Genomic DNA, 17910 nt, shown 5'->3' on the forward strand with positions numbered 1-17910 from the left:
GGCCCCGCCTTTTCAGTCCTTTTCAGTCCTTGATTTCGCAGATGACGGCGCCGGAGGAGAGGGAGGCGCCGACCTCGGCGGTCAGGCCCTTGATCGTGCCCGAGCGGTGCGCGTTCAGCGGCTGCTCCATCTTCATCGCCTCCAGGACGACGACCAGGTCACCCTCGGCGACCTGCTGGCCTTCCTCGACGGCGACCTTGACGATGGTGCCCTGCATCGGCGAGGCGAGGGTGTCGCCGGAGGCGGCGGAGCCGGACTTCTTGGCCGCCTTGCGCTTGGGCTTGGCACCCCCGGCGACCGCGGCGCGGGCCAGCGGCATGCCCAGCGAGGACGGCAGCGAGACCTCCAGGCGCTTGCCGCCGACCTCGACGACGACCGTCTCGCGGGTGTCGGCCTCGGCCTCGTCGGTGCCGGGCGCGGCGAACGGCTTGATGTCGTTGACGAACTCGGTCTCGATCCAGCGGGTGTGCACCTTGAACGGCTCGGCGGAGCCGGTCAGCTCGGGCGCGAACGCCGGGTCCTTGACGACCGTGCGGTGGAACGGGAGGGCGGTGGCCATGCCCTCGACGGTGAACTCGTCGAGCGCGCGGGCGGCACGCTGCAGGGCCTGCTGGCGGGTGGCGCCGGTGATGATCAGCTTGGCGAGCAGGGAGTCCCAGGCCGGGCCGATGACCGAGCCGGACTCCACGCCCGCGTCCAGGCGCACGCCGGGACCGGCCGGGGCCTCGAACGTGGTGACCGTGCCGGGGGCCGGCAGGAAGTTGCGGCCCGGGTCCTCGCCGTTGATGCGGAACTCGAAGCTGTGGCCGCGCACCGGCGGGTCGGTGTAGCCCAGTTCCTCGCCGTCGGCGATGCGGAACATCTCGCGGACCAGGTCCAGGCCGGTGACCTCCTCGGTGACCGGGTGCTCGACCTGCAGGCGGGTGTTGACCTCCAGGAAGGAGATCGTGCCGTCCTGGCCGACCAGGAACTCGCAGGTGCCCGCGCCCTGGTAGCCGGCCTCCTTGAGGATGGCCTTGGACGCGCGGTACAGCTCGGCGTTCTGCTCGTCGCTCAGGAACGGCGCGGGCGCCTCCTCGACGAGCTTTTGGTGGCGGCGCTGCAGGGAGCAGTCACGGGTGGAGACGACGACCACGTTGCCGTGCTTGTCGGCCAGGCACTGGGTCTCCACGTGCCGCGGGCGGTCCAGGTAGCGCTCGACGAAGCACTCGCCGCGACCGAAGGCCGCCACCGCCTCGCGTACGGCGGAGTCGTACAGCTCCGGAACCTCTTCCAGCGTGCGAGCCACCTTCAGGCCGCGCCCGCCGCCGCCGAAGGCCGCCTTGATGGCGATCGGCAGGCCGTGCTCCTCGGCGAAGGCCACCACCTCGTCCGCGCCGGAGACCGGGTCGGGGGTGCCGGCGACCAGCGGCGCACCGGCGCGCTGCGCGATGTGACGGGCCGCCACCTTGTCGCCGAGGTCGCGGATGGCCTGCGGCGGGGGGCCGATCCAGGTCAGCCCGGCGTCCAGGACGGCCTGCGCGAATTCGGCGTTCTCGGAGAGGAAGCCGTAACCGGGGTGAATGGCGTCGGCGCCGGAGTCGGCGGCGGCGGCCAGGACCTTGGCGATGTCCAGGTAGCTGGTGGCCGGGGTGTCACCGCCCAGCGCGTAGGCCTCGTCCGCCGCGCGCACGTGCAGGGCGTCCCGGTCGGGATCGGCGTAGACGGCTACGCTCCCGATGCCGGCATCCCGGCACGCCCGGGCAACGCGGACAGCGATTTCGCCTCGGTTGGCGATCAGTACCTTGCGCACCATCGGTTCTCTCGTTCTTCTCGGCGGTGTGCCGCGTCGGCGGCGTCTCGTGGAGGGGCACGGCGGGGCTCACACGCCCGCGTGCCAGGCACTGGCGCCCCGCGGGCCGGGCGGGCGGGTCATCCGCGTGTCCGGCGCCGCCCAGCGACGCCGTGCGGGCGGGCGCGTGGCCGCGGCCCGCTGCGCCGCCGCCGAGTTCAGCCGGGCGAGGATGGCCACGACCGCGGCGGCCACTTCCTCGTCGCTGGCCCGGCCGCGGAGCACCCGGATGGCGGCATCGGCCGCCGCGTCGGCGGCACTCACAGCGGGATGTTCCCGTGCTTGCGCGGCAGCCGGGAGGTGCGTTTGCCGCGCAGCGTCTCCAGCGCCGTGGCCACCGCCGTCCGGGTCTCGTGCGGCATGATCACCGCGTCGACGTAGCCGCGTTCCGCCGCCGTGTAGGGGTTGAGCAGCGCGCGTTCGTAGGCGTCCAGCAGCCGGGCCCGCTCCGCGGCGGGGTCCTCCGCCGCCTGGAGGGTGCGCCGGTGCAGCACCTCCACCGCGCCCTCGCCGCCCATGACGGCGATCTCGGCGGTGGGCCAGGCGAGGTTGACGTCGATGCCGAGGTGCTTGGACCCCATGACGCCGTAACCGCCGCCGTACGCCTTGCGGGTGACGACGGTGACCATCGGCACCGTCGCCTCGGAGTAGGCGTAGAGCAGCTTGGCGCCGCGCCGGATGATGCCGCCGTGCTCCTGGTCGAGACCCGGCATGAAGCCGGGGACGTCCACGAAGGTCAGCACCGGCACATGGAAGGCGTCGCAGGTGCGCACGAAGCGCGCGGCCTTCTCGCTGGCGTCGATGTTGAGCACACCGGCGGATACCAGCGGCTGGTTGGCGACGACGCCGACGCTGTGCCCGTCGACCCGGCCGAAGCCGCAGATGATGTTCGGGGCGAACAGCGGCTGCACCTCCAGCAGTTCGCCGTCGTCCAGTACGGCCCTGACCGCTCGCAGCATGTCGTAGGGGCGGCTCGCCTGGTCGGGGATGAGGGTGTCCAGCTCCTCGCCGGCCGCGGTGCCGCCGTCGGCCGGCCCGTCGAAGACCGGGGGGTCCTCCATGTTGTTGGACGGAAGGTGCGAGAGAAGCTGGCGTACGTATTCGAACGCCTCCTTCTCGTCCTGCGCGAGGTAGTGTGCGTTGCCGGAGACGGTGTTGTGGCTGTGCGCGCCGCCCAGCTCCTCGCGGTCGACCGCCTGTCCCGTGACGCTGCGCAGCACCTCGGGTCCGGTCACGAACATGTGCGAGATGCCGTCCACCATGACCACGAAGTCGGTGAGCGCCGGCGCGTAGACAGCGCCGCCCGCGCACGGGCCCATCAGCAGGGAGATCTGCGGTATCACCCCCGAGCTGTCGACGTGCCGTTTGATCAGCTCGGCGTAGTAGCCCAGCGAGACGACACCCTCCTGGATGCGGGCGCCGCCGCCGTCGTTGATGCCGATCACCGGGCAGCCGATGCTCAGCGCCAGGTCCATCAACTTGTGCAGCTTGGCGCCCGACGCCTCGCCGAGGCTGCCGCCGAAGACGGTGAAGTCCTGGGCGAAGACGCACACCCTGCGCCCGTCGACCAGGCCGTGGCCGGTGATCACGCCGTCGCCGAGCGGGCGCCGCTCGTAGAGGCCGAACTCGTGGCTGCGGTGCCGTGCCACCGCGTCCAGCTCGACGAACGTACCGGGGTCGAGGAGGGCGTCGATGCGCTCGCGCGCCGCCATCTTGCCCCGCTCGTGCTGGCGGCGCTCCGCCTCAGGGCCGGCGTGCGCGGCCAGCTCAGCGCGGCGCCGCGCCAGTTCGGCGATGCGTTCCGCGGTGGTCTGCTTGCCGCGCGGCGGCTCCTGCGTCCGCCCGGTTCCCTGCTCCGCGGTCATCGGGCGCTCCGTTCCACAGCGGCGGCGCCACCGGTGGCGGCCACGGACGTTTTCAGTTCGCCGTTCAGGTAGCGCTCCCGGCAGGCCCGCCGTTGGATCTTGCCGCTGGTCGTCCGTGGCAGCACCCCCCGGCGTACCAGCACGATGTCGTCCGGGTCCAGCCGCTGGCCGTCGCGTACCGCCTGCCGGATCAGCTCCCGTACGACCTCGGGAGAGTGCCTGCCCAGTACCCGGCCGTCGGCTTCCACCACCAGCACCAGCCGTTCGCCGGTGCCGTCGTCCACGGAGAACGCGGCGGCGCAGTTGGGCTGCAGCCCCGGCACCGTTCTCTCTGCCGACAGTTCGATGTCCTGCGGGTAGTAGTTGCGACCGTTACGGATCACGACGTCCTTGAGCCGGCCGGTCACGTACAGCTCCCCGTCGTGGAGGAAACCCAGGTCGCCGGTGCGCAGGTACCGGTCCGTGCCCTCCCCGGCGATCCGCGCCCCGAAGGTCTCCTCGGTCTCCTCGGCGCGTCCGAGATAGCCGTCGGCCACACACGGGCCGCTGATCCAGATCTCGCCCACCTCGCGGGGGCCGCACGCGGTACGCGTGCGGGGCGCCACGATCCGCAGGGTGCTGCCCGACACGGTGACACCGCAGCTGACCAGCGGTTGCGCCGTCCCGTCGCCCGCCGGCAGCGGTATCACCCGGCCCTTGGTCAGCTCCTGGCCGTCCACCCAGAGCACGGGCGGTTCCTGGTCCCAGCGGCCGCCGGTGGCCTTGAGGGTGTTCTCGGCGAGGCCGTAACCCGGGCACATCGCGGTGGCGGCGAAGCCCGCGGGGGCGAAGGTCTCGGTGAACGCGCGGATGGTGCGCCAGCGCACCGGCTCGGCGCCGTTGGCCGCCACCCGCCACGAGGACAGGTCGATGCCGTCGGCGACCTGGCCCTCGGCCTGGGCCCGTACGCACAGCTCGTAGGCGAAGCTCGGCGCCGCCGCGTGGGTGCCGCGGAACCGTGAGATCGCCTCCAGCCAGCGCCCGGGCCGGCGGATGAACGCCTCCGGCGCCATCAGGTACGCGGGCACACCGGAGCAGATCGGCAGCATGACGCCGAACAGCATGCCCATGTCGTGGAAGAGCGGCAGCCAGGACACCACCGCGCCGTCCGACGGCGAAGGCCACAGCTCCTCGGTCTCGGCCACGTTGCTCAGGAAGTTGCGGTGGGTGATGACCACGCCCTTCGGGTTGCCGGTGGAGCCCGAGGTGTACTGGAGCAGCGCGACGTCTTCCGGTTCCGGCTCCGCCAACGTCCTTCCTCGACCCGCCCCTTCGGGGGTGCGCTCCGTGTCGACCAGGACCAGACCGGCGAGTTCGGGCCGACCGCCGAAGCGGTCCTCCAGGTCGCGCTTGACCGCTCCGGTGGTCAGTACGGTGGTCGCGCCCGCGTCGTCCGCGATCCGGCGCAGCCGCTCCAGCCCGCGCTGCCGGGTGGGCACTTGTACGGGGGCGGCCGCCACCCGGGCGTACATGCAGCCCAGGAGGGTGCGTACGAACTCCAGGCCCGAGGGGTAGAGCAGCACCGCACGGTCGCCGCCCAGCCCGGCGTCCGTCAGGGCGGCCGCCCGGTCGAGTGCGGCGTCGTGCAGCTGCCGGTAGCTGAGCGAGCCGGCCGGCTCCGCACCGTCGGAGAGGAAGACGAACGCCGTCTCGTCGGGCTCCTTCACGCTGCGCAGCCGCAGTGCCTCCGGCACGGTGCCGGCGACGCCCACCGCTGCTTCCTGGGGGGACAAGTGCGTGGTCATGGTCGAGGTACCTCGTTCCGTGCGGAGCGTGAAGGTGACGGCCAAGAAGGGGGCGGGCCGGCTGGAGGCCGCCGCACCCGCCCGCGCGAAATCCGCGCGGTGCGGCCGCTGTCCGCTTCCTCCGGCGGGGCCGGGTGGCAGGGCGCCGGACCGGGCCGGAGGGGCCGGCCGAGGGACGGTGCGTCGGCGAACCGAAGTTATTCTCGGGCGGCGAAGCGGGACAACCCCTATCCACCCTGACCACGGGGAAGCGGCCCGGTGACGGCCGCGCCGGCCCCTCGGGGAGGCCGGGGTTCCCCTGGTGCCGAGTGGCGTGCGTCACTGGAGGAATCGCCAATTGATAGGCCGTCAACCGGATGTTCCACTTCCGGAACTCTCTGGTCTGCGTTTCTGCGAGGTGGGGCCAGCGAGACTGGTGGTGTACCGAGGGTCCCAGGCGCCCCACGTACCCCTTGGGTAATGGGGTTTAGGGGTACCCCTCAACCTTTCCACGCTGCTTAAATGCGGAACGGGCCAGAGCAACGAGCGTTCCCGTCAAGTGCCCGAATGGCAGGGCATGACTCTGCTCGCGTGGCGCACGATGCGGAAGGCCGCGACGGCGTACCTGTCGATCGATCCGCCGCGCCGTGCTCGGGACTGACAGGCTGGCCCGCAGAGCCTACGGGGGACCCGTGGCCCGGCCGAACGTCCGGGCGCGGGTCAAAGCGAGGGCGTCGGGGTGCGCCGCGGGAACGGGGGAAGAAAACTGTTAGTCACAACGCGTCTTGTAGAACGTGAAATGGAAATGGCCGCCCTTGGAGAAATGCACAAAGCCGCCGACGAGGGGCGCGGCAGAGTGGCGGTGATCACCGGATCCGTGGCCAGCGGGAAAACCGAGTTCCTGACCCGGTTCACCCACCGCGCCGTCACCGACGGTGCCCTTCTGCTCGACGCCACCGGAGCAGGGGCGGAGCGCGGCTGGGCGCTCGGGCTGGCACGCCGGCTCTTCGCCGGCCTCCCGCAGTCGTCCGCGGTACGCGACGAGGTGACGCGTCTGGTGGAGGAGGCCGTCACGGACGCCGCGGGAGTCACCGAAAGGATCTTCCCGCGCCTCGCCGACACCCTCCTGCAACTGGCGGAGGACCGCACGCTCGTCCTCGCCGTCGACGATGTGCACCTCGTCGACGACCTCTCCCTCCAGTTGCTGCTCAGCCTGGCCTACCGGGTGCGCAGCGCCCGCGTCCTGATGGTTCTCACCTCGTCGTCCCAACTGCCCCAGTACCAGACGGCACTTCTGGGCGAACTGCTCAGCCAGCCGCACTGCCGGCGGCTGCGGCTGCAGAGGCTCACCGAGAACGCGGTCGGTGAACTGGTCGCCCAGCACCTGGAGGGGCCGCCGGCCGACGGCCTCGCCGCCGAGCTGCACGCGGCCACCGGCGGCAACCCGCTGCTGGTCCGTTCGCTGCTGGAAGACCTGAAGGACCAGACCGCCGGAGCCGAACAGGACGGCGCCGTCGGCACACCGAACCGAGGGGAGAGCTATGTCGGTGCCGTCCTGGACATCCTGCACCGCTGCGGACCCGGGGCACTGGCCCTCGCCCGCGGCACCGCCGTCCTCGGTGACGCCGCGACCGCACCCTTGCTGAGCCGGCTCCTCGGCCTCCCGGTCCGGGTGGTCGAGGCCGTCACGCGGGGCCTGGCGCACAACGGTCTCTTCCGCCGCGAGCGGTTCCGCGACGAGGCGGCCGCCCGCGCCGTGCTCGACACCGTCCCGGAGACCGTCCTCGCCGGTCTGCACCACCGCGCCGCGGTGCTGCTGCGCCAGGACGGCGCCCCCGCCTCCGAGGTGGCCCGCCACCTCGTACGGACCACGCCGCACGGCGAGGTGTGGACCGTACCGGTGCTGCGCGAGGCGGCCGAGTACGCCCTGATGGAAGGAGACCCGGCCACCGCCAGGGACTGCCTGACGATGGCCCAGGGCTGCTGCACCGACGAGCAGGAGCGCATCGCCGTACGGGTCAGGTTGGCCAATGTGCTCTGGCGCACCAACCCCTCGGCCCTCGGCGAGCACCTGTCGACGCTCGTCCCCGACATGGCACAGGAACGGCTCGCCCCGGACGAACTGACCGTCTGCGTGGGCTACCTGATCTGGGCGGGCCAGTTCGACGAGGCGGACACCGTCCTCGGCGCCCTGGAGCGGTCCGCCACCTGGACCGGGCCAGCGCAGCGCGAGGCCGTCGGCGCCGCCCGCCAGTGGCTCGCCACGGTCAGCCCCGGCCACCGCACCTCGGTGCCCGGCCCCCTGCCCGACGCCGCCGTGACCTCCGAACCCCTCGCCGACACGGCCTGCGTCGCACACCGGCACGCCGCGTCGGCCGTCATCGAGTCGCTCGGTGACGCGCCGAAGCGGGGCATCTCCCTCGCCACGCGCGTCCTCCAGCGCTTCCGCCTCGGCGACGGCTCCGTGTGGCCGCTGGCGCTGGCCCTGCTTGCCCTGGTCTACGCGGGTAGTACGGGACTTGCCCTCACTTGGTGCGAACGGCTCCTGGTCGAGTGCGACGAAGGCCACGGAGTCACCTGGCAAGCCCTGCTGCTGGCGGTCCGCGGCGAGATCGCGATGCGCCAGGGCGATCTCATCAAGGCCGCCGACCAGGCGGAGTCGGCCCTCGCCCTGCTGCCACGCCAGGCGTGGGGGTCGGCGGCGTACTTCCCGCTGTCCACGCTCGTCCTCGCGTACACCGAGATGGGCCGCTACGACGACGCCATGGAACTGCTCCACCACACCACCCCCGGAAGCCGGCTCGACACCGTGCCCGGACTGCATTTCCGCCGCGCCCGCGGCCGCTGGTACCTGGCGACCGGCCGCTTCCACGCGGCGCTCGGCGACTTCATCACCTGCGGCGAGCTCATGCGGCGCTGGCAGGTGGACGCCCCGGAGCTGGTCCCCTGGCGGATCGACGCGGCCGACGCCTGGCTGGCCGTCAGCGAACCGAAGAAGGCCCTCGCGCTCGCCGAGGAACAGCGCACCCTCACCCCCGACAGGGAACGCGGCATGGTGCTGCGCGCCCTGGGCACGGCGGGCGCGGGCCGCGAGCGCCTGGAAGCCTTGGAGGAGGCCGTCGACATCCTTCGCAGCGGCGGCAACCGCGTACAACTGGCCATGGCCCTCGGTGAACTGGGCCGCGGCTATCGGGCGGCGGGCGATGTGCACCGCGGCCGGATGTTCGCCCACAAGGCGTGGCACACGGCCAAGCTGAGCGGGGCGGAGCTGCTGTGCCAGCGGCTCTTCCCCGGCGACACGGCGCCCGACAGCCGCATCGAGATCTCCGTCCAGGGCGCCGACGCGCCTCCCGGCGCCGAGGCCCTGACCGGAGCGGAGGCACGGGTTGCCGTCCTGGCCGCGCACGGACACACCAACCGTGAGATCGCCGCCAAGCTGTACGTGACGGTCAGCACGGTGGAGCAGCACCTCACCCGCATCTACCGGAAGCTACAGGTGCGGCGCCGGAGAGACCTGCCCAAGACGCTCTCCAGCGCGGAGTCGGTGGGCTGCGCACACGACCTGTAGGCCGCAGGCTCGCGCCACACACGTGCCGGTCCGGCAGGGCTCTCCACCCCCTGCCGGGCCGGCACCGTTCTTGCTACCCAGGCGGACGGGGGAGCCACACGTACCGGACGGCTTCCGCGGGCACGTCCCCTCACACCACCAGGAACGGCCCGAGCGCCTCGGTCACCACATCGGTCACCGCCTCCTGGTGCTGTTCCAGGAAGAAATGCCCGCCGCTGAACGTGACCAGCTCGAACCCGCCCCGCGTGTGCTGCCGCCAGGCTTCCGCCTCCGCCAGGCTGGTGTGCGGATCGGCGTCGCCCGTCAGAACGGTGACCGGGGCGTCGGTCACCCGGTCGGCCCCGCCGCGGTACAGCTCCACCGCGCGGTAGTCGTTGCGGATCACCGGCAGCACCACGGCCATCAGCTCCGGGTCCTGCAGCCACCGGGCGTCGGTGCCGCCCAGCCGGCGCATCTCCTCGACCAGCACGGCGTCGGACTCCCTGTGCACGGCGTCGGGCCGGTGCCGGCCGGGCGCCCGGCGGCCGGAGGCGAACACCCGGACCGGGCCCGGCGCGCCCTCTTCTTCGAGCCGCAGCGCCACCTCGAAGGCCAGCACCGCGCCCATGCTGTGGCCGAAGAACGCCATCGGCGTCCCGGCACCGGCCGGGTCGCCGGACAACTCCGCCGTGATCCGGTCCGCCAGCTCCCCGATGTCCGGAATCAGCGGCTCCCGCCTGCGGTCCTGGCGGCCCGGGTACTGGATCGCCACCGTCTCGACGCCGGGGGGCAGCGCGGCCGACATCGGAAAGTAGTAACTCGCGGACCCGCCCGCGTGCGGAAAGCACACCAGTCGTATACGGGCCTGCGGATCGGGATGAAAACGGCGCAGCCAAGCGCCTTGCGGGGTGGTTCGCGCGGTCGGAGAAGTCACGGTTCGTTCCTGCCGTAGAGAGATGGCCGTAAAGACACCAGACAACTGAACCTCCCATCGCGGCGATACCCGGACAACCCCTGAATGCCCCTGACGACGGCACGCGGTACCGCGCGAGGCGGTGGTTCTCCCCGCACGTCCGGCGACCATTCGGCGAGCGTGGCCGTAGCCGCGGGCCACCTGCCCGCCCCGGCATCACAGAAGCGGCTCGGCCATCTCGCCACAGGCCGCTGCTTCGCCGCAGTGACGCTGTGCGTCGTCGTTGCGGAAGCCACCGTGCAGCAGCGCGCCCACGATGTCCCTTCGGTCCTGCGGGTGGCCGGCCAGCCACGTCCCGAGCCGGTGGTCGGCCCCGGTGAGCCGCAGTTCGCCGAAGTCCGCGCGGGTGGCCAGCGCGGTGCGAAGAAGCCCGGTCACACCGTCGGGGATGACCGCGTCCTGTTCCGGTACGACGAGGAGCGCGCGGCCCGCGAAGCGCGCGTAGGTGTCCGGAGCCCGGCTGTCCCGCCAGCTCTCCGGCCGCCGGATCAACTCGGTGAACCCGGCACCGAAGGGAACGTCCCAGGCGTCCTTCGCGTAGATCCCCGGTGCGCAGAGGACGATGGCCGCCACGCGCCCGCCGTACAGCTCCACCAGATCGGCGACGGTCTGACCGCTCATGCTGAACCCGACCAGTACCAGCGGGCGTTCGGCGCCGAGAACGGCGTCGATGACGGCAGCGGCCTGGTCGCGCCGCCGCTTGAGGCTGAGGTCGAGGAGTTTCCCGGTGCTTTCCCCGTGCCCCGAGAAGTCCAGTGCGACGGCGGGGTGCCCGCACTCGGCGAAGCCCTCGGCGAGCGGCAGGTTCCGCTCTTTGTTGCCGTTGCCGCCGCCGTGCATGACGACGACACCGCTCGCTCCGGCGCGCTCGCTCCGAGGCGTCACGGTATAGAGGCTGAGCTGTTCACCGTCAGCGGCTTGCACGGATTTACGCACGACAACACCCATTGCATCTCCCGGACGAAGCGACGACTCCGAAAGCTACTCCCTTCGCGACCCGGCCGGTCAGCAGGTGGCCATGTCAGCTACGGGGCTCAGGGCGGCGGCGTCCCTCCTCGGCGTCGCCGCTGCCTGTGCTCGTCAGAATCGCGCTCGCGACAACATCGAAGAGGTGGTCGGCGCGTGGTGCGAGCGAGGGTTGATCCCCGAGCCAAGCGAGCATGGCGACCAGCGCGAACACGTCGGCGCCATCGAGATCGCTCCGTGCCGTGCCCGCGGCCTGGGCCCGGGCGAGGAGCCGCGCACCGGCTGCGCGCAGGGTGACGCACGCAGCGTGGAGCGCGGATTCGGTGTCCTCGATGGCGGCTGCCATCAGCACGGTCACGCCCCGGTACTCGGTTGTCCATACGACGCAGTCGCGCAGCCACGAAACGAGAGCGTCTTCGGGTGAGTCCGACGTTTCGAGCTCGACTGCCTTCGCCGTCAGGTCGTCGAAGCCCGTACGCAGCAGGGCATCGAGCAGCGCCTCGCGCGTCGGGAAGTGCCGCAGCAAGGTCGCGAGCCCGACCTCGGCCCTGCGCGCGATGTCACGCAGGGACACGTCGACGCCTTGCTCGGCGATGGCGGTGCCCGCTACTGCGAGCAGGTGGTCGCGGTTCTTCCTGGCGTCGGCCCGCATCTGTCCCTCTTGACTATCCGGATCAGTGGTCCATATATTCGGATCAGCGATCCACTTATTCGGATCGCTGATCCGAATAAGCGTATCCCGCGGCGCGGGCAGGAGAAGACGATGCCGACACGCACGATGAGAGCGGTCCGGGTGCACGAGCACGGCGGCCCTGGGGTTCTGCGCTACGACGAGGTGCCGATTCCCGAGCCGGGGCCGGGCGAGGTGCTCGTTCGCGTGCACGCGGCCGGTGTCAACCCTCCGGACTGGTACCTGCGCGACGGGATGTCCAACCTGCCGCCGGAGACGAGGCCGAAGTTCAGCCTGCCCGTGATTCCGGGAACGGATGTGTCCGGTGTCGTCGAGGCCGTCGCCGCGGACGTGGACGGCCTCTCCGTCGGCGACGAAGTCTTCGGTCTCCTCCGCTTCCCGAGCTTCGACGGCAGCGCCTACGCCGAGTACGTGGCCGCGCCCGCGTCGGACCTCGCGCTCAAACCGGCCGGCATCGACCACGTACACGCCGCCGGGGCGCCGATGGCAGGGCTCACCGCATGGCAGTTCCTGATCGAACTCGGACACGATCACCCGTCGCCCTTCCAGGCGGCGAAGCACCGTCCGGTGCCGCTCGACGCCAACGTGACGGTGCTCGTCAACGGCGCAGCGGGCGGCGTGGGCCACCTCGCGCTCCAGCTGGCGAAATGGAAGGGCGCACGGGTCATCGCGGTGGCATCGGGCGCGCATGAAGCGTTCCTGAACCGGCTCGGCGCCGACGAGTTCATCGACTACACCAAGGGCCGTCCCGAGGAACTCGTGCGCGGGGTCGACCTCGTACTCGACACCGTCGGCGGCCCCGACAGCAAGCGCTTCCTGCGCACCCTCAAGCGCGGCGGTTCCCATTTCCCCGTGTTCTTCGGCGCATTCGACGAAGAAGAGACCGCGAGGCTGGGCGTCACGGTCACGGGCACCCAGGTCCGCTCGAACGGCGCGCAGCTCGCCGAACTGGGACGCCTGCTCGACGCGGGTACGGTCCGCACCGCGATCGACAGCACGTTTCCGCTCTCGGATGCCCGAGCTGCGCACGAACGGGCTGCCCGAGGCCACATCCAGGGCAAGATCGTACTCACGGTCGCCCAGGAACGAGCCGTTTCGTAGACGCGTCCGGCGCTCACCGCCGAGCCCGAGGGCGTCGAGCTGATGTACGCCCGACTTCGGAGCCCTCCAGGGTTGGTGAAGCCTGCGGGCGGCGGCTGGAGGGGCGGCTGGAGCGGCGGCTGCGAGGTGGAGTCGATGCGGTTGTATCGATATAGTTGCATCGATATCGGCGCGCTGCCTCACTCATCAGCCGTCGACCTGCGACGACTCCCAGGAAGTAGCCTGATCCGCATGTTGTCCGAAGTCATCGCGACCCGCTACGTCACGCCCTTGCGTGAGGGTGGGTCGCTTCCCGGGATCGTCGAGGCCGACGATCTTGGTACCTACGTCATGAAGTTCACCGGGGCGGGGCAGGGGCGCAAGACCCTGGTTGCCGAGGTCGTCTGCGGGGAGCTGGGGCGCCGGCTCGGGCTGCGGGTGCCGGAGCTGGTGCGGATGCAGCTGGACCCCGTGATCGGGCTGAGCGAGCCCGACCAGGAGGTGCAGGAGCTGCTGAAAGCCAGTGGCGGCCTGAACCTGGGGATGGACTACCTGCCGGGGTCGCTGGGGTTCGATCCGCTCGCCTTCGAGGTGTCCGCGCGCGAGGCGGGCCGGGTCGTGTGGTTCGACGCGCTGATCAACAACGTGGACCGGTCGTGGCGCAACCCGAACCTGCTGGTCTGGCACGGTGAGCTGTGGCTGATCGACCACGGTGCCACGATGATCTGGCAGCACAACTGGCCGACCGCCGAGAAAGCCGCGGTCAAGCCGTACGACGCCTCCGACCACGTGCTGGCGTCGTACGAGCCGGACGTCGCGGCGGCCGCGGCCGAGTTCGCGCCGCTGGTCACCGAGGAGCTGCTGACCGAGGTCGCGGCGGCGGTTCCGGACGAGTGGCTGGCGGACGAGCCCGGCTTCGACTCGCCGGACGCGCTGCGTCGCGCCTATGTGCGGGCGCTGCTGGCCCGTGCCGCGGTGATCAGTGACCAGATCACCGTTGGTGAGCGTACGAAGGACGGGCCTTCCCGGGTGCCGGGCTGGCTGGCGACCGAATTGCCGCGGAGGGCAGTGAAGTGAGCGGCCTGCACAACGGGCGCGACGTGTTCGAGTACGCCCTGCTCAAGGTCGTACCCCGGGTCGAGCGCGGCGAAATGATCAACGCGGGCGTGGTCGTGTACTGCCGTGCGCGGCGCTTCGTCGAGGCGCGTACGCACCTGGACGAGGGGCGGCTGCGGGCGCTCGACGCGACGGTCGACGTCGAGGGCGTCCGGGCGGCGCTGAACGCCGCCGAGTGCGTCTGCGCGGGCGGCGAGCGGGCCGGGCAGGCGGCGGGCGACGACGCGGGGCGCCGCTTCCGGTGGCTGATCGCGCCGCGCAGCACCGTCGTCCAGCCCGGTCCGGTCCACACCGGGCTGACCACCGACCCGGCTAGCGAGGCGGAGCGGCTGCTGGACCTGCTGGTGAAGTGAGACCGGTGGCGGGGTGAGGGGAGGGCCGCGGCGGTCCGCAGGCGTGCGGAGGAGGCGTTGACAGCGGGTGGCGGGGCTTCTAGCGTCAGCCCTGCTGAAGCTACTAAGCGGTTGCTCACCTGCTTGCTCACCTGCTGGTGCGGTGCGGCGGACCGCTCGTCGAGGTTTCGAGGGTGAGGAGAACCCCGCATGTCCACCACCGAGCAGCGCGTAGCCATCGTCACGGGCGCGGCCCGCGGCATCGGCGCGGCCACCGCCGTACGCCTGGCCGCCGAGGGTCGCGCCGTCGCCGTCCTCGACCTGGACGAGGCGGCCTGCAAGGACACCGTCGAGAAGATCACCGCGGCCGGCGGCAAGGCGCTGGCCGTCGGCTGTGACGTCTCGGACGCGGAGCAGGTGGAGGCGGCGGTCGCACGGGTGGCGGCGGAGCTGGGCGCGCCGACCGTGCTCGTCAACAACGCGGGCGTGCTCCGCGACAACCTGCTGTTCAAGATGAGCGACAGCGACTGGGACACCGTCATGAACGTGCACCTGAGGGGCGCGTTCCTGATGTCGCGGGCCTGCCAGAAGCACATGGTCGACGCCAAGTTCGGCCGGATCGTCAACCTCTCCTCCAGCTCGGCGCTCGGCAACCGCGGCCAGGCCAACTACTCGGCGGCAAAGGCCGGCCTGCAGGGCTTCACCAAGACCCTCGCCATCGAACTCGGCAAGTTCGGCGTCACCGCCAACGCCGTCGCGCCCGGGTTCGTCGTCACCGACATGACCGCCGCCACCGCCGAGCGCGTCGGCATGGGCTTCGAGGACTTCCAGGCCGCTGCCGCCACCCAGATCCCCGTCCAGCGCGTCGGCCGGCCCGAGGACATCGCCAACGCCATCGCCTTTTTCACGGGCGAGGCGGCCGGCTTCGTCTCCGGCCAGGTCATGTACGTGGCCGGCGGCCCGCTCAACTGACCCGGGGAGCAACGCTCATGACTGCACAGGACAAGGCGCTGCCCCCGCTCTCCGGCAAGGCGGCGCTGGTCACCGGCGCCAGCCGGGGCATCGGGTACGGCATCGCGCAGGCGCTCGTGGCGCGCGGCGACAAGGTGTGCATCACCGGTCGCAACGAGGACGCCCTCAAGGAAGCCGTCGAGGCGCTGGGCGCCGACCGCGTCATCGGCGTCGCGGGCAAGGCCCACGACGAGGCCCACCAGGGCGTCGCCGTCGAGCGCGCCATGGAGGCGTTCGGCCGCGTCGACTACCTCGTCAACAACGCCGGTACGAACCCGGTGTTCGGCCCGATCGCCGACCTCGACCTGAACGTCGCCCGCAAGGTGTTCGAGACCAATGTCGTCTCGGCGCTCGGCTTCGCGCAGCGCACCTGGCACGCGTGGCAGAAGGACCACGGCGGCGCGATCGTCAACATCGCCTCCATCGCCGGCGTCTCGGCCTCGCCCTTCATCGGCGCGTACGGCATGAGCAAGGCCGCGATGATCAACCTGACGTTCCAGCTGGCGCACGAGTTCGCGCCGGCGGTACGGGTCAACTCCATCGCCCCGGCGGTGGTGAAGACCAAGTTCGCGGCCGCGCTGTACGAGAACCGCGAGGAGGAGGCCGCCGCCGGCTACCCGCTCGGGCGCCTCGGCGTGCCGGAGGACATCGGGGGCGCGGCGGCGTTCCTGCTGTCCGACGCCGCCGGCTGGGTCACGGGGCAGACGCTCCAGGTGGACGGCGGGCTGTTCCTGAACGCGGGCGTCTGAGGGCGGGCGTACGCGGGGTGTGCGCGCCGCGTACGGAAGCGCGTGCAGCGGCTTGCGTTCGCGTGCACTCCAAGAGGCAGGGTCTGTGGTGCCGGTCCGGAAGGGGTCGGCACCACAGCTGTCACGGGCCGGTACGCAGCCCGTGACGTGACTTGGCGAAGGAGACCGCGATGCGGTACCGCACTCTCGGCGGCGCCCGGGGACCCGAGGTCAGCGCCCTGTGCCTGGGCACCCTGCCGTTCGGCACCACCGTCGACGAGGAGACGTCGTACGCCGTCCTCGACCGCTTCGCCGAGGCGGGCGGCACCTTCCTGGACACCGCCAACAACTACGCCTGCTGGGTGCCGGGCGGGACCGGCGACGAGAGCGAGCTGCTGCTCGGGCGCTGGCTGCGCAGCAGGGGCGCCAGGGACCGTACGGTGCTGGCGACCAAGGTCGGCGCGCGCCCCGACCCGTCCCGCGGGCCCGAGTGGCCCGCCAACCTGGAGGGGCTGGGCGAGAAGACCGTACGGGCCGGGATCGACGGCAGTCTGCGGCGGCTCGGCACCGACCGGGTGGACCTGTACTACGCGCACGTCGAGGACCGGGACGTGCCGCTGGAGGAGACCGTCGGGGCGTTCGCCGGCCTGGTGCAGGACGGCACCGTGGGCGTACTCGGACTCAGCAACCACGCCACGTGGCGGCTCGCCGAGGCCCGCCGCGTCGCCGCCTCGCAGGGCCTGCCCGGCTTCCGCGCCGTACAGCAGCGGCACACCTACCTGCTGCCCCGGCACGGCGCGGACTCCGGCCTCCAGCAGGAGACCGACGAGGGACTGCTCGACTACGCCGCCGCGCACGACGAGGACCTGACGCTGCTCGGCTACTCGACGCTGATGCACGGCGCGTACGCGCGCCCCGGGCAGCCGCTGCCCGACCGCTACGACCACCCCGGCTCGGTGGCCCGGCTGCGGGTCGTCCGCGAGGTCGCGGCGGAGGCCGGGGCCACCGTCAACCAGGTGGTGCTGGCCTGGCTGATGGGCGGCCGGGTGCCGGTCGTACCCGTCCTCGGTGTGAGTTCGGTGACACAGCTGGACGAGGCGCTGGCGGCGGTGGACCTGCAACTGGACGCGGTGCAGCGGGCGCGGCTCGACACGGCCTGAGCGAGCCGGAGCGGCGGGGGTGCGGGCGTTGTCAGTGGGTGCCGGTAAGTTCGTTGCCGAGAACGGATCGCACACCGGAGGTTGCTCAGTGATGACCGACATGCTGCCCGAGTCCTGGCGCGGCGTCCTCGGCGAGGAGTTGGCGAAGCCCTACTTCAAGGAGCTCACCGAGTTCGTCGAGCAGGAGCGGGCGAAGGGGCCGGTCTACCCGCCCCGCGAGGAGGTCTTCGCGGCCCTCGACGCCACCCCGTACGACCAGGTCAAGGTGCTGATCCTGGGGCAGGACCCGTACCACGGCGAGGGGCAGGGGCACGGGCTGTGCTTCTCCGTGCGGCCCGGCGTCAGGACGCCGCCGTCGCTGCGCAACATCTACAAGGAGATGAAGGAGGAGCTGGGCCACCCGGTCCCTGACAACGGCTACCTGATGCCCTGGGCCCGGCAGGGCGTGCTGCTGCTGAACGCGGTGCTGACGGTGCGGGCGGGCGAGGCCAACTCCCACAAGGGCAAGGGGTGGGAGAAGTTCACCGACGCGGTGATACGCGCCGTGGCTTCCCGCCCGGACCCGGCGGTGTTCGTGCTGTGGGGCAACTACGCGAAGAAGAAGCTGCCGCTGATCGACACGGAGCGGCACGCGGTGGTGGAAGGCGCGCACCCCTCCCCGCTGTCCGCGAAGAAGTTCTTCGGCTCCCAGCCCTTCACCCGGATAAACGAGGCGGTCGCCGCGCAGGGCCACACCCCGATCGACTGGCGCATCCCCGACCTGGGCTGAGCAGGCGGCCGCGGCGCGTCGCGCACACCGCGCGGCGCGGTCCGGTGCCGGTTAGCGTCGGGGGAGGCAAGCCGTGCG

Annotated in this window: 15 protein-coding genes; 8 read left to right on the forward strand and 7 right to left on the reverse strand. The window is 71.7% G+C overall.

Annotated features, from left to right (window positions below):
* Nucleotides 1–22: 22 nt before the first annotated feature.
* The 4 genes from ACH4OW_RS25995 to ACH4OW_RS26010 all read right to left on the reverse strand — a co-directional run bounded on the left by ACH4OW_RS25995 (nt 23) and on the right by ACH4OW_RS26010 (nt 5480).
* Nucleotides 23–1792, reverse strand: a complete 1770-nt coding sequence (locus ACH4OW_RS25995) for an acetyl/propionyl/methylcrotonyl-CoA carboxylase subunit alpha (protein ID WP_398030396.1) — start codon at nt 1790–1792, stop codon at nt 23–25.
* Between the two features lie 69 nt (nt 1793–1861).
* Nucleotides 1862–2095, reverse strand: coding sequence for an acyl-CoA carboxylase epsilon subunit (locus tag ACH4OW_RS26000; protein WP_398030244.1), 234 nt, complete (start codon nt 2093–2095; stop codon nt 1862–1864).
* A complete protein-coding gene (locus tag ACH4OW_RS26005; protein ID WP_398030245.1) occupies nt 2092–3696 on the reverse strand; it encodes an acyl-CoA carboxylase subunit beta in 1605 nt (534 codons plus the stop codon). Before ACH4OW_RS26005 ends, ACH4OW_RS26000 begins: the two co-directional genes overlap by 4 nt.
* The gene (locus tag ACH4OW_RS26010; RefSeq protein WP_398030246.1) at nt 3693–5480 is read right to left on the reverse strand and encodes a fatty acyl-AMP ligase; all 1788 of its coding nucleotides are present in this window, start codon (nt 5478–5480) and stop codon (nt 3693–3695) included. The genes ACH4OW_RS26005 and ACH4OW_RS26010 overlap by 4 nt, the downstream gene beginning before the upstream one ends.
* 718 nt (nt 5481–6198) lie before the next feature.
* On the opposite strand from ACH4OW_RS26010, the gene ACH4OW_RS26015 reads away from it, so the two are divergent.
* Nucleotides 6199–9027: an AAA family ATPase gene (locus tag ACH4OW_RS26015; protein WP_398030247.1), complete on the forward strand. Its 2829-nt coding sequence runs from the start codon at nt 6199–6201 to the stop codon at nt 9025–9027.
* Between the two features lie 130 nt (nt 9028–9157).
* Here ACH4OW_RS26015 and ACH4OW_RS26020 read toward each other — a convergent pair whose 3' ends face one another.
* The 3 genes from ACH4OW_RS26020 to ACH4OW_RS26030 all read right to left on the reverse strand — a co-directional run bounded on the left by ACH4OW_RS26020 (nt 9158) and on the right by ACH4OW_RS26030 (nt 11597).
* Nucleotides 9158–9940, reverse strand: a complete 783-nt coding sequence (locus tag ACH4OW_RS26020; protein ID WP_398030248.1) for a thioesterase II family protein — start codon at nt 9938–9940, stop codon at nt 9158–9160.
* A gap of 195 nt (nt 9941–10135) precedes the next feature.
* The gene (locus ACH4OW_RS26025) at nt 10136–10864 is read right to left on the reverse strand and encodes an alpha/beta hydrolase (RefSeq protein WP_398030249.1); all 729 of its coding nucleotides are present in this window, start codon (nt 10862–10864) and stop codon (nt 10136–10138) included.
* 136 nt (nt 10865–11000) lie between these two features.
* Entirely contained in the window at nt 11001–11597 is a 597-nt protein-coding gene (locus tag ACH4OW_RS26030; RefSeq protein ID WP_360139519.1) for a TetR/AcrR family transcriptional regulator, read from the reverse strand.
* A gap of 111 nt (nt 11598–11708) precedes the next feature.
* On the opposite strand from ACH4OW_RS26030, the gene ACH4OW_RS26035 reads away from it, so the two are divergent.
* The 7 genes from ACH4OW_RS26035 (at nt 11709) to ACH4OW_RS26065 (ending at nt 17832) form a co-directional block, all read left to right on the forward strand.
* The gene (locus ACH4OW_RS26035) at nt 11709–12737 is read left to right on the forward strand and encodes an NADP-dependent oxidoreductase (protein WP_360139596.1); all 1029 of its coding nucleotides are present in this window, start codon (nt 11709–11711) and stop codon (nt 12735–12737) included.
* A gap of 231 nt (nt 12738–12968) precedes the next feature.
* Nucleotides 12969–13793, forward strand: coding sequence for a HipA family kinase (locus tag ACH4OW_RS26040; RefSeq protein WP_398030250.1), 825 nt, complete (start codon nt 12969–12971; stop codon nt 13791–13793).
* The gene (locus ACH4OW_RS26045) at nt 13790–14185 is read left to right on the forward strand and encodes a DUF3037 domain-containing protein (RefSeq protein WP_398030251.1); all 396 of its coding nucleotides are present in this window, start codon (nt 13790–13792) and stop codon (nt 14183–14185) included. The genes ACH4OW_RS26040 and ACH4OW_RS26045 overlap by 4 nt, the downstream gene beginning before the upstream one ends.
* A gap of 189 nt (nt 14186–14374) precedes the next feature.
* Nucleotides 14375–15136, forward strand: coding sequence for a 3-oxoacyl-ACP reductase FabG (gene fabG / locus ACH4OW_RS26050; protein WP_360139528.1), 762 nt, complete (start codon nt 14375–14377; stop codon nt 15134–15136).
* A 17-nt stretch (nt 15137–15153) separates the two neighbouring features.
* On the forward strand, nt 15154–15924 hold the full coding sequence (locus ACH4OW_RS26055) for an SDR family oxidoreductase (RefSeq protein ID WP_360139531.1): 771 nt from the start codon (nt 15154–15156) through the stop codon (nt 15922–15924).
* Between the two features lie 170 nt (nt 15925–16094).
* Nucleotides 16095–17063 carry an aldo/keto reductase gene (locus ACH4OW_RS26060; RefSeq protein ID WP_360139534.1) on the forward strand — a complete coding sequence of 323 codons (969 nt, stop codon included), beginning with the start codon at nt 16095–16097 and terminating at the stop codon, nt 17061–17063.
* Nucleotides 17064–17154: 91 nt separating this feature from the next.
* Nucleotides 17155–17832, forward strand: a complete 678-nt coding sequence (locus tag ACH4OW_RS26065) for a uracil-DNA glycosylase (RefSeq protein WP_360139537.1) — start codon at nt 17155–17157, stop codon at nt 17830–17832.
* Nucleotides 17833–17910: the final 78 nt, after the last annotated feature.

Origin of the sequence: Streptomyces sp. NPDC017056, assembly GCF_044332485.1 — a bacterium.
In the GTDB taxonomy this organism is placed as follows: domain Bacteria; phylum Actinomycetota; class Actinomycetes; order Streptomycetales; family Streptomycetaceae; genus Streptomyces.